Source organism: Aquimarina gracilis (assembly GCF_035285365.1).
GTDB classification, from domain to species: domain Bacteria; phylum Bacteroidota; class Bacteroidia; order Flavobacteriales; family Flavobacteriaceae; genus Aquimarina; species Aquimarina gracilis.
In genome coordinates this window covers 447,983-463,523 of the sequence record NZ_JAYKLX010000001.1, presented here as the reverse complement: position 1 = coordinate 463,523, position 15,541 = coordinate 447,983, and the positions used below count along the sequence as shown (strand labels likewise).

General features: G+C 34.1%; 15 protein-coding genes. 11 read left to right on the top strand and 4 right to left on the bottom strand.

Features of this window, described 5'->3' with window-relative positions:
* Positions 1-169: 169 nt before the first annotated feature.
* Genes U6A24_RS01890 through U6A24_RS01880 form a run of 3 tightly spaced genes read left to right on the top strand, consistent with a single transcriptional unit; the run spans position 170 to position 2,733 of the window.
* On the top strand, positions 170-985 hold the full coding sequence (locus tag U6A24_RS01890) for a hypothetical protein (RefSeq protein ID WP_324178240.1): 816 nt from the start codon (positions 170-172) through the stop codon (positions 983-985).
* Positions 986-1,012: 27 nt separating this feature from the next.
* Positions 1,013-1,867: a hypothetical protein gene (locus U6A24_RS01885; protein ID WP_324178239.1), complete on the top strand. Its 855-nt coding sequence runs from the start codon at positions 1,013-1,015 to the stop codon at positions 1,865-1,867.
* Positions 1,868-1,893: 26 nt separating this feature from the next.
* A complete protein-coding gene (locus U6A24_RS01880) occupies positions 1,894-2,733 on the top strand; it encodes a hypothetical protein (RefSeq protein ID WP_324178238.1) in 840 nt (279 codons plus the stop codon).
* A 71-nt stretch (positions 2,734-2,804) separates the two neighbouring features.
* On the opposite strand, the gene U6A24_RS01875 is transcribed toward U6A24_RS01880, so the two are convergent.
* The 4 genes from U6A24_RS01875 to U6A24_RS01860 form a co-directional block, all read right to left on the bottom strand.
* A complete protein-coding gene (locus U6A24_RS01875; protein WP_324178237.1) occupies positions 2,805-3,281 on the bottom strand; it encodes a GNAT family N-acetyltransferase in 477 nt (158 codons plus the stop codon).
* The gene (locus tag U6A24_RS01870; protein ID WP_324178236.1) at positions 3,278-3,754 is read right to left on the bottom strand and encodes a MarR family winged helix-turn-helix transcriptional regulator; all 477 of its coding nucleotides are present in this window, start codon (positions 3,752-3,754) and stop codon (positions 3,278-3,280) included. Before U6A24_RS01870 ends, U6A24_RS01875 begins: the two co-directional genes overlap by 4 nt.
* 372 nt (positions 3,755-4,126) lie before the next feature.
* Positions 4,127-4,723, bottom strand: coding sequence for a hypothetical protein (locus U6A24_RS01865; protein ID WP_324178235.1), 597 nt, complete (start codon positions 4,721-4,723; stop codon positions 4,127-4,129).
* Between the two features lie 56 nt (positions 4,724-4,779).
* A complete protein-coding gene (locus U6A24_RS01860) occupies positions 4,780-5,178 on the bottom strand; it encodes a type III secretion system chaperone family protein (RefSeq protein ID WP_324178234.1) in 399 nt (132 codons plus the stop codon).
* Between the two features lie 322 nt (positions 5,179-5,500).
* On the opposite strand from U6A24_RS01860, the gene U6A24_RS01855 reads away from it, so the two are divergent.
* The 8 genes from U6A24_RS01855 to U6A24_RS01820 all read left to right on the top strand — a co-directional run bounded on the left by U6A24_RS01855 (position 5,501) and on the right by U6A24_RS01820 (position 15,479).
* On the top strand, positions 5,501-6,259 hold the full coding sequence (locus U6A24_RS01855) for a helix-turn-helix transcriptional regulator (RefSeq protein WP_324178233.1): 759 nt from the start codon (positions 5,501-5,503) through the stop codon (positions 6,257-6,259).
* 134 nt (positions 6,260-6,393) lie between these two features.
* The gene (locus U6A24_RS01850) at positions 6,394-8,763 is read left to right on the top strand and encodes an outer membrane beta-barrel protein (RefSeq protein WP_324178232.1); all 2,370 of its coding nucleotides are present in this window, start codon (positions 6,394-6,396) and stop codon (positions 8,761-8,763) included.
* 9 nt (positions 8,764-8,772) lie between these two features.
* On the top strand, positions 8,773-9,972 hold the full coding sequence (locus U6A24_RS01845) for a serine hydrolase domain-containing protein (RefSeq protein WP_324178231.1): 1,200 nt from the start codon (positions 8,773-8,775) through the stop codon (positions 9,970-9,972).
* Between the two features lie 9 nt (positions 9,973-9,981).
* Positions 9,982-10,995 (top strand): sensor histidine kinase, encoded by a 1,014-nt coding sequence (locus tag U6A24_RS01840; protein WP_324178230.1) that lies wholly within the window; start codon positions 9,982-9,984, stop codon positions 10,993-10,995.
* Positions 10,996-10,999: 4 nt separating this feature from the next.
* Entirely contained in the window at positions 11,000-11,764 is a 765-nt protein-coding gene (locus U6A24_RS01835; RefSeq protein WP_324178229.1) for a LytR/AlgR family response regulator transcription factor, read from the top strand.
* Between the two features lie 246 nt (positions 11,765-12,010).
* Positions 12,011-14,257, top strand: a complete 2,247-nt coding sequence (katG, locus tag U6A24_RS01830; RefSeq protein WP_324178228.1) for a catalase/peroxidase HPI — start codon at positions 12,011-12,013, stop codon at positions 14,255-14,257.
* Positions 14,258-14,423: 166 nt separating this feature from the next.
* Positions 14,424-14,909 carry an ankyrin repeat domain-containing protein gene (locus U6A24_RS01825; RefSeq protein WP_324178227.1) on the top strand — a complete coding sequence of 162 codons (486 nt, stop codon included), beginning with the start codon at positions 14,424-14,426 and terminating at the stop codon, positions 14,907-14,909.
* A 9-nt stretch (positions 14,910-14,918) separates the two neighbouring features.
* Positions 14,919-15,479: a hypothetical protein gene (locus U6A24_RS01820; protein WP_324178226.1), complete on the top strand. Its 561-nt coding sequence runs from the start codon at positions 14,919-14,921 to the stop codon at positions 15,477-15,479.
* Positions 15,480-15,541: the final 62 nt, after the last annotated feature.

The window sequence follows — 15,541 nt, the reverse complement described above, 5'->3', positions numbered from 1 at the left end:
TGGTTAAAATGACGGGAAACCGAAAACGTTTTTAGTAAAATAATTGTTAAATCCATCCCCGTCAATTGCCCAGTTTCACTACGGGACATACCTTCATAATAACCCTTTTAACAACCACTAAACTTTTCGAAAAGAAAGTAACCGCATTAACATCTAACAAACATTAATTATGAGAAAATTCTATTTAGTATTCATCGCCATTTTGGGCCTGTACTCTTGTACAAATGACACAGATAATTTGGAGTTGATAAATGAGTCAATCGAACTGAAATCTAAAAACAGTTCAACAAATGTAAAACTGCTTAGAGCCTGGACATCGAATAGCAGTAGTCCTGTAAGACAACGATTTGTAAAACGTTTTGTCGTAAAAGTAAAAAACCTTGCATTCCAAAAACAGGTGGCAATACATAATGCCACTAGTAACGGAAACTGGGTGGATATCCCGTTAACTTTTCAGCAAAACATTGGAAATGATGAAGAGATCTGGGTAGGAGAAGTCGAGCCAGATACCCAATATTATGATGACGAATTTGTTGTAAAATATACCGTAAATGGAGAAACTTTCTGGGATAACAATAATGGGTCCAATTATAGCATGTCTGTAAACGAAGGAGCATTTCTGGCTCCAGAAATTGAAGTTTTAGTAGATAATTACTATACCCGGTTTTCAGGAAGTTATTTTGCTATTAATGTAGATGCGAGAAGAAATTATGGTGATGCAGGAAGCGTTGAAGTGGTCTATACAACAGACAATTGGGCTACCACACAAAAAGCTTTATTAAGTTATCAAAGATATTTTAGAGTTGGATATTCGAATTACATTATAAGCCCCAATCAATTTGATATTGATAAGTGGGAAACTTCAGTTCAGGTCGATCCCAATGCGAACTCGATCGAGTATGCAGTTGTTTACAGAACTGCAGGTCAAGAATATTGGGATAATAATTACGGAAATAACTACGTGATTAATAAAATAACTTACTAATAAAATCATCACACATACCACTCTAAAATGAAAAAGTACATATATCTACTAATAAGCCTTGTTGCTTTCTCTTGTGCAACAGATGATAGCTTAATTAATGATCAAAATCTGGAAAACAAAAGTGAAGTAATTCAAAAATCGATCGCGAATGATCAAAACGTTACATTGATAAAAGCATGGAACTCTTATAGCTTTTACAGAGGGTTTAATACTTGGACTAGAAGGTTTACAGTTAAGGTGGCAAACCTTTCATATGACAAAAATGTAAGTGTATTTCATGAAAAAGTTGATGGCAGCTGGGAAGAAATTCCATTGTCATTTAGCATAAGTGTTGATGATCAAAACGAGATCTGGACAGGAGAATACAGGTATACAGCATATACCGATGGTAAAATCTATGATGACGAGTTTGCGATTAAATATGAAGTCAATGGTACTACCTATTGGGATAATAATAATGGGGACAACTATCGTATTGAAGAAAAAGAAATTGGCGCTTTGTTTGCGCAACCAGATTTAAATATAAGTGTAGATGCAGATTTTGATAGCCTCTATCCTGTTTACGGAAGTGATGGTCTTAGGTTTTCTGTTGTTGCCGATATACGAAATATTTCTCCTTATAAAGAGGTTGAAGTAGTTTACACTACAGATGGATGGCAAACACAACAGTATTTATCACTTTCATATACGCCAAGATGGTATAGTGGTTACAATTATGTACTGTTAAGCCCAAATCAATTTGGGATTGAACGCTGGACAGGATCTGTAAATGTAGATGAATCTGTAAATACTATCGAATATGCAGTAGTCTATAAAGTAAATGGACAGGAATATTGGGACAATAACTATGGTAGAAACTACCGTATAATCTCTTCAAACTAAATATTAACTTTTAAAACCAAAAACCAATGAAAAAATTAGTTTATCTATTAATCAGTTTAGTTATCTTCTCTTGTTCGACAGAAGATAACTTCGAAGAAACGCCAGAGAGTGTGCTCACTAAGAGTGCAATTCCAACAAAAAACTCAGAACCTGTAAGTTTGGTAAAAGCCTGGACGGCTTCTGGATCGTATCGGGGGTATACTTCGTATTCAAGAAAGTTTACTGTAAAAGTAGCAGATCTTGATTTTGATAAAAGCGTAAGTATCTTTCACGAAAAAATAGATGGTAGCTGGGAAGAAATACCGCTATCTTACAGTTTCGATATTGACGACCAAAATGAGGTATGGACAGGAGCATACAATCATGGAGGATACGGAGTGTCAAGAATATATGCAGACCAATTTGTTGTTAAATATGAAGTTAGTGGCAACACATATTGGGATAATAATAATGGTACAAATTACTCCATATCTAATAACGAGGGATACTTTCTTGCAGATGCTAATGCCAATGTAAGTGTGGACACAGATTATGATAGTTTATTTTATGTACCCTACTATGATCAAAATTCTCTTAACGTTACAGTAGATGTGAGAAATCTTGCTCCAAATAAGGAAGTAGGTGTTGTGTATACAACTGATGGATGGCAAACGCAAGGATATTTTACACTTGATTTTAGAAGGTATTGGTACAATGGTCCATCATTTTATATCCAAAGTCCAAACGAATTTGGTATTGAGCGTTGGTCGGGTACAACAAGAATTGATAAATCAGCAAATAATGTGGAGTATGTAGTTGTATACAAGGTTAATGGGCAAGAGTATTGGGACAATAACTATGGTAAGAACTTTACAGTATCAAAATAATTCATGATTAGTTAAAAAGGGGAAGTTTAACTAAGATGTCCGCTTTGTTATAAAAGACAAAGCGGACTTTTTTATAAGACAAGTTCCATTTTTATATTGCTACGCTTGTAAAGGGGATTGTCCTCTATAGGAATCTCTATAAAACCGAATTTTTGGTAGATGTAAATGGCGTTTTCAAGGATTCTGTTGGAATACAAGACAAGTTTTTTCCAATGTTGTTCTTTGGCAAAGTCTATACAATGACGTAGTAATTGTTGTCCGATTTTTTTCCCTTGAAAGTTTGGAGAAACAGCCATTTTCCCAAGTTCGTAGGTAGCATCTTCAATTTTGATCAAAGAAAATGTTCCGGCAATTTCTTCTCCAACTTTGGCAAAGAAAATATAACCGCCTTTATTGATAATGGTCTCTTCGCATTGTTCTAAAAGCTCTTTATCCAAAGGTTCGACTACAAAATATTTCTCTAACCATTCTACATTAAGGCGTGCAAAATCTTTCGCGTATTTTGGGTCAAAGGGTATTATTGTTAATTGTTCTACGGTCTTTCTCATAATTTTTCTAGTATTCTTTTACTTAATGACTTTTCTTTAAATTGATTTTCGATATGGGCGAGATGTCTTGTTAAACCTGTTGAACTTCCTTCGGTTAACCATTTTACTTGCTCATCAATTACTTTCCAGACAGGAACCATGTTTTGATGTAACTTTTTGCCACTGGGAGTAAGTGTAAAAAGCTTCTTTCTTTTATCGGCTTTATCAGTTTTGTAGGTCACTAATTTCCTGTCACTTAGTTTTTTTAAGGATTGTGTGATTGCGGGTTGCGTAAACTGTAATCCTTCTTGAATCATGGTTGTGGTGGCAACTTCATGGTCTATTATGAATTTGAAAACAGGGAATAGGTAGGGGTCAAAATCAATATTACAAGCGTTATAAATTAACTGAGTTTCTTTCATTAAATATTCACTTAACCTTTTTAACCTGGATCCTAACCCTAGTTCACCATATTCTTGTAATTTATCTTGCATAAGTATTTATATAAGTGCTTATGTAAATTTACAAATTTTTTGGAGTTCATTGCATAATTATCAGAAAAAAACAGGGCTTTTAATAATTGAAAGATATATGAAGTTTATAATGATTATTAGTTTTGTTCAATAATATCATTACATCTTGTCATTCTGAATTTACTTCAGAATCTCATTATGCTCATAAACAATCATGAACTATAAGAACTTAAAATAAGTTTAGGTTAATAATTGTGATATTAGTATACATTGGCTTTAAACGGATCGATTCCAATGTTCAAGTAAAACTTTATCTAAGAAAACCTTAGCTTAAAATCGCTAATGTTTTTAAATATATGAAATAGGGTAATTAGTTATAATTTACTCTTTGATCTATCGTTTAAACTCTTGATTTTTTGGTATGGGAGATGCTTTAGTTTCTAATTTTTCAATTTTTGTATCTCCCCCTAATCTTTTTGTTAAAAGCCAATAATCATCAAAGACCGATTTATAACAAATTTCGATATTTATTTTATCTTTTCTTTCAAAAACCCATGCCGCCAAATTACGATCTTCTTGAAGTTGAGCCCAGTAGAATTCTTCATTCGCAGATACAACCGAGTTATAAATATCACGATTTGCAATTCCGTCGTCTATCGAATCTGGAAGTTTGGATTTTTTAAACAAATCCCACCAGTCAATGGTATGCTGATCTTCGTATAACACTCTTACACCTTCTATAATAGCTGGTCCAGTACCTTTGTTGTGTATTTCTATATTTAAAAAGAGAGGGGAGTCGTCTCTGTCAAACCCGATATTTAATCCAACATCTAATCTTGGCCATGCATTGGCTTTAGTTTGTTCGAGTAAAATATCAGTTTGTTTACTCATTATATTCGCTTGTTTTATATAAACAAAAAGAGCAGAAAAACTAGCAATAAGAACTCCAATTGCTATTAATAAATTTGGATCAATTTTTCTTTTTTTCATCTAGTTACAGTATTGTCGTGTAGAAGATACAATATAAGTTTTACTAATTTTTTGATTTATGAATATCTTGAAAAATTAATGATTTGTTCAGAATATTCCCCTAATAAGATTCCGATCGAATTTAATGAGCCCTCCAATTCATTCAGATCAAGATTTGCGATCTGCAAGGTGTCTCTAAAAATTACTTTTTCACCGGTTTCATCCAATACAAAAGCACCATGAAGAATGTCCCTGTTTTTTTGCAGAAGATTGCGATACACAGTTTCACTTTTGTTTTTAATATTGCAAATGTGTTGTTCCATAATCAAAATCGGTGGAGCAACCCCAAGAATCATATTTTTAATTCCTTCAGATTCTTTGCTAATCATAAAAATTCCTTCTCGAGTATTTTCATGAGTGATATCATAATGAAGTTTCTGTAAATAGTCTTTTACAACTTTAAAATGATCTTGCATTAGATGAGTGTTTTTTGATTGATAAATAATAGTACTTCCCGTTTCTATAGGTCTTTCAATATTACAAAAAGTAACAAATATTATGAATAATATGTTTGGCTAAATCGGCCAAATGTAATACAAGAGTAATCATGGGTATGAATGATTTAAGTTAGTAAATTGTTTTATGCTAAAAATTTTAGTATAGTTCCCCCTAATTCTTAAGAAAAGAATAAAACAACAAAGTATTTCTACTAAAATTAGCTTTTTAATCAAATATTAGCTAATATTGTTAGTGTAAAAGTACAATTATTTTTGATAATTGCAAATAAAATTAGCAAAAATGTCATTTTTTGGAAAAAACATTAAAAAAATTCGTGGAGTAAAAGGCCTGAGTCAACAGGCTTTTGCAGAGCTTTTTGACCTTAAAAGAGGTACTTTGGGAGCCTATGAAGAGGGTAGAAGTGAACCGAAAATAGAAACAATTATAAAGATTGCTAATCATTTTAGCATACAAATTGATAACTTACTCACACATGAATTAACCGTTAACGAGCTTCTTAAGTTTAAAGGAGATCTTACCACATATGCCGAAGATGTAAAACGTGAACAATTTGCCACTATTCCTTGTATAACCGAAAACTCTTCTAGTGATTACATTACCTTTTTTGATAAAGAGGGGTTCATAAAAGAATTACCCGCATTACAATTGCCGCTCAATCCTACCAAGGAGTTTCGAGGATATACCGTTACAAATCTTGAAATGACATCACACGATAAAGGCTTTTATCCCAAAGATGTGGTTATTGGAGAAAAAGTTCCTTCTACAGTAATAAAAAAACTTAATAATGGCACTTTGGTATTTGTTCTGGTAGATAATAAATTAATCTTCAGAAGGCTTTATATTACTAAAAGCAATGTTGTGTTAAGAGCCGATCATAAAAATATTGAGGATGAAGAATACCCAATTTCTGATGTAAAAGAATTATGGCGCGTACGCTATGTCTTTTGTAGACGAATTCCCGAGTTTGGAGATCATGTAGAAGACAAACTGCTGCTTATCGAACAAGAACTTTTGAAGATGAAAAATAGACTTTCTTGAGATCATTAGAATATCTAAAAAGGAAAATAAACCGATTTGACCGGTTTTTTACCCTACTTCGTCAGAATCACCTTTTATGTACATAGCTCTTACTTCTAGTTTTGTTTCAGCAAGTATAACGAAACAAAGTAAGCATGGGATTCAAAAAATTGATTTTCTTTCTATTAGTTTACATAGGGATAACAAATGTAAATGGCCAAAATTCAATTACAGGACGTATTTCTGATAGTAACAATGAGCCATTAGTTTTTGCCAATGTTATTTTATACGAAAATGAAACTAGCAAAGCAGTTACCGCTATGGCAACAAGCGAGACAGGTGTTTACCTGTTTGAAAATGTTAAAGAAGGTTCCTTCAAGATCGAGGTTTCAATGTTGGGATTTGAAACTAAAACATCCGAAATCATAGCATTAACAAATCGAGGTGTTGATATAACCTTGGATTTCACATTGCAGTCTGAACAGCTTGATGAGGTGGTCGTGACTTATAAAAAGCCGATTATAAAACAAACCGCCGAAAAACTGATTGTTGATATCGAAAAATCGGAGATGATTAATACAAATCTACAGGATGTAATGAAAAAGGTTCCAGGGGTAATAGTGACCAACGGAAGACTAAACTATGGGGGGCAGGGTAACATCCGGATTTTGATCAACGGAAAAACAACCGATTATATAGATGTCGATGCGCTATTGCGAGAAATGCCTGCAGATAACATTGCAAGAGTTGAACTTATTCAGCAACCTGGGGCCGAATATGATGCAGAAGGATCAGGACCGATTATCGATGTGATCTTAAAGAAAAATGTAAAACTTGGTACTCACGGTAGTGTAAAAAGTACCCTGGGATATGTAGACGATTACCTTTATGGCGTAAGTGCATCGATAGCTAGTTATAAAAATAAACTGAATTGGCAGGCGAGTGCCGGATATAATAGATCTTCATGGAGAGAGGATCTAATAATTTCGAGAGAGGTGTTGGACGAAACGTATAACCAAACGTCGATTTCACCTTTCGATCCAGAAACATATAGGGTAAGCGGAGGATTTGATTATTATCTAAACGACAAAAATACATTCGGAATCACTGCAAACGGAATTCGGGCAAAGTCAGATCGAATTACCAGTAACAATACTTCCATTGTAGCAGAAACTTCTCAAACTATGCTCGTAACAGATAATAGTTTCGATAGGGACCGAACTACATATACCATAAATCCATACTATGAATACAAGGATGAAAAGAATAAAGTAACTCTCGATTTCAATTATATAGATTATGAATATACCAACCAAAATAATCTATTCAAAATAGAAGAAAGCCCTGTGGATTATGATAATCAACGTTATTTTCAGGACGCCACTTATGAGATTTTTACTTATCAGGGAGATTATAAACGAATTGCTAGTGATAACTTTAGTTGGGGAGCAGGGGCAAAGTATTCTGAGGTGAATTCTGACAGTGATTTACAATCATTTACTCAGAATGATGAAGGTGTTTTTGTAAACAACACCACTCAAACTAATAGGTTTTTGATTGATGAAAGTATCGTGGCTCTATATTCAAAATTTAATGCAACTCTAGACAAGTGGTCTTTTTCCGGAGGATTGCGATGGGAAGAAAGCAATACCAAAGGAACTTCAGTAACCCAAAACGAAACCAGAACTAGAAATATATCCAAGTTTTTTCCTAGTATTACGCTTACCAGAAAAATTACAGATGAGATTAGTGTAAATACAGCCTATACTTATCGCATACAAAGACCTTCATATAGTTCATTAAACTCGTTTGTGTATTATTACGACCCATTTACCTTCGAAGAAGGTAATCCAAATCTTAAACCTGCTTTTACCAATAGTTTTCAGTTTAGTCTTACTTATGATGACCAACCATTTTTCAGTGTTGGATACAAGCAAACTACCGATGCATTATTCGAAATTATTACACAAAACGATGCTTCTGCAGAAACATCAAGGTCGGTCATCAATCTTGCCCAGAATAACAATTTTAGTGCTAGTCTTTTTGGGCCATTAAATTTTGTAAAAGGCTTAGATGGGTTTACCGGGGTCATTGTAAACTACAACGAATATCAATCCAAAAGATTGACCCCAGTCTTAGATCTTTCACAATGGAGTTTTACTTGGTATACTAGTGCAGAATATAAATTACCATGGGGTATAAATTCTGAGATATCTGGGTACTATACCACAGGAGGCTTAGAAGGGCAAATTGAGTATAAATGGATTGCTGGAGTAGATATAGCTTTAAGTAAAAAGTTTTTAAATGATCGCCTCAAAGTAAGTGTAGAGTTTGAAGAAATCTTAAACAGAAGGTTCTTTGGAGCGATTACCTATGACAATGTTAATGCTACCATAGAAAATGATTGGGCAAGACAAAACATTTATCTTCAGCTACATTATAGTTTCGGTTCTAAGTACAGTAAGAACAAGAAAAGAAAAAATGTTTCAAGAGAAGAACGCGATAGAATAGAAGATAATAACTAAACTTGTAGTATGTGTAGATTTATAAAATTACTTAGAATAGTAATCCTACTAGGAATTTTAGGGGCCTGCTCTTCAAAAACCGATACAATAGATAGTTATCTTGGTTTTGATATTCCTAAAGAGACTTTGGATGGGTTTCTCGATGCTAAAATGGAAGAATATGATATTCCTGGATTATCGATTGCCGTTCTTAATGATGGTAAAGTTGTATGCCACAAAACCAAAGGTTTGGCCGATGTTGCTAATAAAATACCTGTAGATTCCAAGACTATTTTTGAAGGTGCATCAATTTCGAAACCAGTTTTTGGATTTTTTGTAATGACTTTTGTAGAAGAAGGGGTACTAGATCTTGATAAACCATTATTTGAGTATTTGGAATATCCAGATATCGCACATGATGAACGGTACAAAAAAATCACAGCAAGAATGGCACTTAGTCACCGCTCGGGGTTTCCAAATTGGCGAGAAGATAATAAGGATGGTAAACTTAATATTCAATTTGAGCCGGGGACCGATTATTTTTATTCTGGTGAAGGATATCAATATGTAACACAAGTAATAAAACATATTTTAAACACGGATGATGCTGGACTTGAAGCCGAATTTCAAGAAAGAGTTGGTAAACCCCTGGGACTGAAACACACGGTATATATTCAAAATGAGTATACCAGAAAACACAAAGCAGAACCCTATGACGAAGACAGGAATTGGATAGACTGGAAAAATGATTATTGGGTACAAAAAGAGGAAGGTAATTTTTATGCACCTTCATCCATACATTCAGAATCTTTGGATTTTTCAAAATGGATGATAGGCGTAATGAATAAAAAAGTTTTATCCAGGCAAAGTTATAATGAGCTGTTGAAACCACATTCAAAAGTACCTTATGACGGAGTTGATGTGTCATATACACTAGGTTTTTTAACCATTCATTTTCCATTCACCAATATTTATCTGCACAGTGGCAATAATGAAGGATTTACTAGTTGGTTTACTTTGGATACAGAAAAGGATTGGGGGTTTGTAATATTTACCAATTCTGAATATGGAGAACAACTGGGGCAAGAATTGTTCTTTTATATGCTTGCAGATCCTGGAAGAACAAAACTGTATGTCATTTTAGGAGTGAGTTTTATTTTTCTTATTCTTGTCATAATATTTTTTGCAAGATGGATTATAAAGCAAATAAGAAAGCCTAAACAATTATAATTTAATTTAATGGAGACTAGGTTAAACAAGTCCGATTATACTGTTATAATAATTGTATATGTCATTACGACGATATTAAATTGTATCAATTATTATAGACAAGATAATGAGCTTTTAGAATATCTGATAGATATACCGGCAGCAATTATTACTTCTTTTGCGGTAAGCTTACTTTTTATATACTGGATTGTTCCTAACTTTCTAATTAAAGAGAAGAAATATTTTCAGCTTGCGTTTTGGGGACTTACTATATTGGGTATAGGTGGTTTTATTACTTATTTGGCTGGTTATTGGTCTGGAGGGCATGATTGGAATAGTTTTCCAACATGGTATAATCTTATAGCTATTAGTGTTTTTGAAATCACCGAAGAGGTGGGATTCACACTAGGTATTTTACTGTCCAAAAAATTCTATGAAAGTCAAGCACAGTTTTTTAACGTGCAAAAACAACAAAAAGAAAATGAGCTTAAATTGCTACGCTCTCAAATAGATCCTCATTTTTTATTCAATAATCTTAATACTCTCGATGCATTAATTGATAGTAATGCTACAAAAGCCAAAGAGTACATTAATAGGCTTTCATTGATCTATCGCTATTTGATACAGACCAAAGATGCCGAAGTAATGGAGCTTTCTGAAGAAATTGAACTTGCCGAAAACTATATTTTTCTTATTCAGACCCGGTTTGGAAAAGATTACAATTTTGAAGTGAAAAAAGATATCACCTTAGAAGATAAATTTATTCCAACGGGAGCATTGCAAACCTTACTCGAAAATGTAGTGAAGCATAATAAAGCGGTGGGGCAAGGTCGTATTAATGTATTGGTTGAAGTTACTGATGATTGGTTGACAGTAATTAATAACAAATCCAATATGCGTTCTGGACAAGAATCCTTTGGTACGGGTTTAGAAAATTTAAAAACAAGGTATAAATTGTTATCCGATCAAGAGATACAAATCATTAATACAGAATCAAAGTACAAGGTGTCAATTCCCATTATTAAATTAAGTAGTGAATCATAGAACAATGCGTATTTTAATTTTAGAAGACGAAATTCCAGCTTATCAAAAGCTTGTTAAATATCTCGACGAATACTTTGGTCAAGGTATTGCTCATGATTGGTCACGTTCTGTGGCTGAAGGCAAGAGTTTTTTAAAATCCGAAACATACAACGTAATATTATCAGATATTCAATTGTTGGATGGTATTTCCTTCGATTTGTTTAATGAGATAAATGTTGATTGTCCCATTATCTTTTGTTCGGCTCATGATGAATATTTATTCCAAGCATTTAACACCAATGGTATTGCATATATTTTAAAACCATATTCTAAGGGCGATTTTAAAAAGGCGATCGATAAGTATGAGTCTTTATTTAAACAAGGGCAATATAACACCTTAAATTCTTCAACTCTCAATTTTCTGAAGTCGGCATTACAAGAAGAGCATATACAGTATAAAAAAAGATTTGTAATAAAGAGAAGTAAGGGAATACAGTTATTAAATGTTAGCGATATTAGTGTTATTGAAGCTTCAGGAGATTTTTGTATGGCTACAGATATACAAGGTAAGAAACATCCAATTCTTCAAAAAATTAGCGTTCTTGCAGAACAGTTGCATCCAAAAAAGTTTTTTAGAATAAATCGAAGTCAAATTATACATATAGAATACATAGAAAATATTGAAAATCATTTCAAAAACAGATTACTTATAAAACTTAAAGGTGTTGAAGAAAAAGTTATGACTAGTTCTGCAAACACATCAGATTTCAGAAAATGGATAGAGCAATAGTGATCTTAAGCTACAGTATTCAAGCTTCAAATATAATTTTATGAATATTATATAATCTTCTTTTAGGTTAGAACCAATGCATTTTGCTAAATTTAAAAAGGGAAAGTCTGCATAAGAATTTGATTTATAAGTGTCTCAAATAACAGTATAGATCTTATATATTGAAATTTTATAAATAATAGGGAAATGTTATTGTAAATTTGGAAAAGTAGTAACACATTATCGTTTAATCTTAATTTACAAGCAATGGAAACTAACAATCTTAAAACCACTCATCCTCATGGCTCAAATTATAGTGGTAATGGGCAAGAAATGTGTCCTTTTTTAAATGGTTCTCTAAAAGAAGGAGCAGGTGGAGGTACCACTAATCGTGACTGGTGGCCAAATCAATTAAAACTAAATATCCTTAGACAACATTCTTCTTTATCCAATCCAATGGATACAACGTTTGATTATGCAGAAGAATTTAAATCTCTTGATCTTGATGCGGTTAAAAAGGATCTATATGTACTTATGACAGACTCTCAGGATTGGTGGCCTGCAGATTATGGGCATTATGGTCCATTCTTTATTCGAATGGCCTGGCATAGTGCAGGTACTTATCGAATTGCTGATGGTCGAGGAGGTGCAGGATCAGGAACACAACGTTTTGCACCATTAAATAGCTGGCCAGATAATGGAAATCTTGATAAAGCAAGATTATTGCTTTGGCCGATTAAGCAAAAGTACGGCAGAAAGATCTCTTGGGCAGATCTTATGATTCTGGCAGGGAATTGTGCTTTAGAATCAATGGGGTTTAAGACGTTTGGTTTTGGTGGAGGAAGAGAAGATGTATGGGAACCAGAAGAAGATATCTATTGGGGGGCAGAAACTGAGTGGCTTGGGGATAAACGTTATGAAGGAGACAGAGAATTGGAAAATCCACTGGGGGCAGTACAAATGGGATTGATTTATGTAAATCCAGAAGGACCCAATGGAAATCCTGATCCTGTAGCATCTGCCAGGGATATACGTGAAACATTTGGGCGTATGGCAATGAATGATGAAGAAACTGTAGCACTTGTAGCTGGTGGTCATACATTTGGAAAAGCCCATGGTGCCGCAGATCCTGATAAATATGTAGGAAGAGAACCAGCTGGAGCCAATATCGAGGAACAAGGTCTTGGTTGGAAAAATACCTTTGGAAGCGGTCATGGTGACGATACCATTACTAGTGGTATAGAAGGTGCATGGACTCCTAATCCTACAAAATGGGATCATGATTATTTTGATGTGTTACTAGGGTATGAGTGGGAGCTTACAAAAAGTCCTGCAGGAGCCCATCAATGGAAGCCTACTGCAGCATCTGCGGCAAAAATGGCTCCACAAGCTCACGATTCTTCAAAGAACCAGGATCTAATGATGACTACTGCAGATATGGGATTAAAAATGGATCCGGAATATTTAAAAATATCTAAACACTTTCAGGAAAATCCGGCAGAGTTTGAAGAAGCCTTTGCTCGTGCATGGTTTAAGCTAACACATCGTGATATGGGTCCGGTGGTTCGTTATTTAGGTCCTGAAGTTCCTCAAGAGGAATTAATTTGGCAAGATCCAATACCAAAAGTAACACACCAATTGGTTGATGATAGTGATATCGCTGCTTTAAAAAGTAATATACTAGCTTCTGGTTTGTCCATTTCTGAATTAGTATCGACAGCTTGGGCTTCTGCATCAACGTTTAGAGGTTCTGATATGCGAGGAGGTGCTAATGGGGCTAGAATTCGTCTTGCTCCACAAAAAGATTGGGCGGTAAATAATCCTAAACAATTGGCAAATGTGATTGATACCTTAGAGCGTATTCAAAAGGAATTCAACAGTTCGAATAGTGATAAAGAAGTTTCGCTTGCCGATATAATCGTTCTCGCAGGAAATGCAGCTATAGAAAAAGCAGCAAAAAACGCCGGTCATGAGGTAGACGTTCCTTTTACTCCTGGACGCGGTGACGCTTCACAAGAACAAACCGATGTAGAATCTTTTTCTATACTTGAGCCCAGAGTCGATGGCTTTCGCAATTACGTTAAAGGAAAATATGGGGTTTCTACAGAGGAAATGTTGGTAGATCGTGCTCAGTTGTTAACACTTACTGCACCCGAGATGACTGTTCTTGTTGGAGGTCTAAGAGTTCTTGATACCAATGCAGATAAATCAAAACATGGGGTTTTTACCAATCGTACAGATGCTTTAACTAATGATTTCTTTGTGAATTTATTAGATTTAAGTATTACATGGAGAGCAGCTTCAGAAAGCGAAGAATTATTCGAGGGGCGCGATCGATCCACCGGAGAATTAAAATGGACCGGAACCCGGGTAGACTTAATATTCGGTTCAAACTCAGAACTAAGAGCACTTGCCGAGGCATATGGTTGTGCAGATTCTCAAGAACAATTTGTGCATCATTTTGTGGCGGCATGGAGCAAAGTTATGAATCTAGATCGTTTTGATATAGTTTAATATTTATCATACAATTACCAGAATTTTCTCGGGTGGTTTGTTGTCAAATCACCCGTATTAATTCAATTACAGATAATAAGAATTGTAAATCCTTAGGATTCTGTGAGATCTAAGTTTTTTTTGATACCTTAAGGTTGAATTTCAATCGTTTATTTTAACTTTTTTAATGAAGATATTTCATGCTATGGAAGATATTTTTAATGCTATAAGATCCGGAGATTTAACAGAAGTAGAGGCAATACTAAATACAAACCCAAACCTAGTAAATGTGAAGGATACAAGGGGATCTACACCTTTATTGCTGGCATCATACTACGGTCATAAAGAAATGACAAGAGGTATTCTAGGTTTTAATCCTGATATAAATATAAAAGACGGATCGGGTAATACAGCCTTAATGGGGGTGTGTTTTAAAGGATATTATGATATAGCAAAACTGTTAATCGAATCCGGAGCCGATGTAAATGCCAAAAGTTTTAATGAGGCTACGGCTTTAATCTACGCTGCAACTTTTGGGCAAGTTGAAATTATTAAGTTATTGATCGAAAATGGAGCCGATATAATGGCCAAAGATAATAAAGGACATACTGCTGGTATGCACGCAAAAAATCAAGGCTTGGAAATACCAGAGTTATCCAATGTTGCTTCATGATATATTAGTATGAGTATAAAATCAGTAAATATAAGGTCGATAGACATCAAGAGACGACTTTTGATGTCATCGGCTATGGTTACTGTTTTTGAATCTTTTTTGAAAGAAAACATTGGAAACGAAGTATTAGTTGTCAACACGAACATAGGTATGGAAGTATACTATTATTCCACAAATGATTATAGTATTTTTATTAAAGAAAGTGTTTTGTTGTATACATTGAAACAAATTGATGCTTCCAAGCTTAGGTTCAGAAATAACCTGAGTAAAGAGGAAGTGTATCAAAGTTTTTGTGAGGCATTAATGACTTTTGCCCAATATCCTCAGATTTTCCTGGCATATACCAAAAAATTTATTCACATCAAGAGAAGAAATGAATCGAGTAAATACTTAATTCCTATTTTGAGCGGTTTTTTTGAGGAAGTCTTAAAAGCACTTACCGAAACCAATAAAATGCCACATTACGAAAAAATAAAAAGAGCAAGAAATAAGTCTCAAAAGCCCGATCCTGAAAAATTGGTAATTCAAGATTTGATTTCTGAGATTTTGATGAAAAAACATTATAATTAAGTAATACTTTGTTCTGAACATTGAATTTGAAGTCGCAATCTATTTTCGCCAAAACTAATGCT

Bases quoted from the DNA above. Each gene is read 5' to 3' on its own strand.
- U6A24_RS01890 (WP_324178240.1), top strand. From the start codon at position 170: ATGAGAAAATTCTATTTAGTATTCATCGCCATTTTGGGCCTGTACTCT.
- U6A24_RS01885 (WP_324178239.1), top strand. From the start codon at position 1,013: ATGAAAAAGTACATATATCTACTAATAAGCCTTGTTGCTTTCTCTTGT.
- U6A24_RS01880 (WP_324178238.1), top strand. From the start codon at position 1,894: ATGAAAAAATTAGTTTATCTATTAATCAGTTTAGTTATCTTCTCTTGT.
- U6A24_RS01875 (WP_324178237.1), bottom strand. From the start codon at position 3,281: ATGAGAAAGACCGTAGAACAATTAACAATAATACCCTTTGACCCAAAA.
- U6A24_RS01870 (WP_324178236.1), bottom strand. From the start codon at position 3,754: ATGCAAGATAAATTACAAGAATATGGTGAACTAGGGTTAGGATCCAGG.
- U6A24_RS01865 (WP_324178235.1), bottom strand. From the start codon at position 4,723: ATGAAAAAAAGAAAAATTGATCCAAATTTATTAATAGCAATTGGAGTT.
- U6A24_RS01860 (WP_324178234.1), bottom strand. From the start codon at position 5,178: ATGCAAGATCATTTTAAAGTTGTAAAAGACTATTTACAGAAACTTCAT.
- U6A24_RS01855 (WP_324178233.1), top strand. From the start codon at position 5,501: ATGTCATTTTTTGGAAAAAACATTAAAAAAATTCGTGGAGTAAAAGGC.
- U6A24_RS01850 (WP_324178232.1), top strand. From the start codon at position 6,394: ATGGGATTCAAAAAATTGATTTTCTTTCTATTAGTTTACATAGGGATA.
- U6A24_RS01845 (WP_324178231.1), top strand. From the start codon at position 8,773: ATGTGTAGATTTATAAAATTACTTAGAATAGTAATCCTACTAGGAATT.
- U6A24_RS01840 (WP_324178230.1), top strand. From the start codon at position 9,982: ATGGAGACTAGGTTAAACAAGTCCGATTATACTGTTATAATAATTGTA.
- U6A24_RS01835 (WP_324178229.1), top strand. From the start codon at position 11,000: ATGCGTATTTTAATTTTAGAAGACGAAATTCCAGCTTATCAAAAGCTT.
- katG (WP_324178228.1), top strand. From the start codon at position 12,011: ATGGAAACTAACAATCTTAAAACCACTCATCCTCATGGCTCAAATTAT.
- U6A24_RS01825 (WP_324178227.1), top strand. From the start codon at position 14,424: ATGAAGATATTTCATGCTATGGAAGATATTTTTAATGCTATAAGATCC.
- U6A24_RS01820 (WP_324178226.1), top strand. From the start codon at position 14,919: ATGAGTATAAAATCAGTAAATATAAGGTCGATAGACATCAAGAGACGA.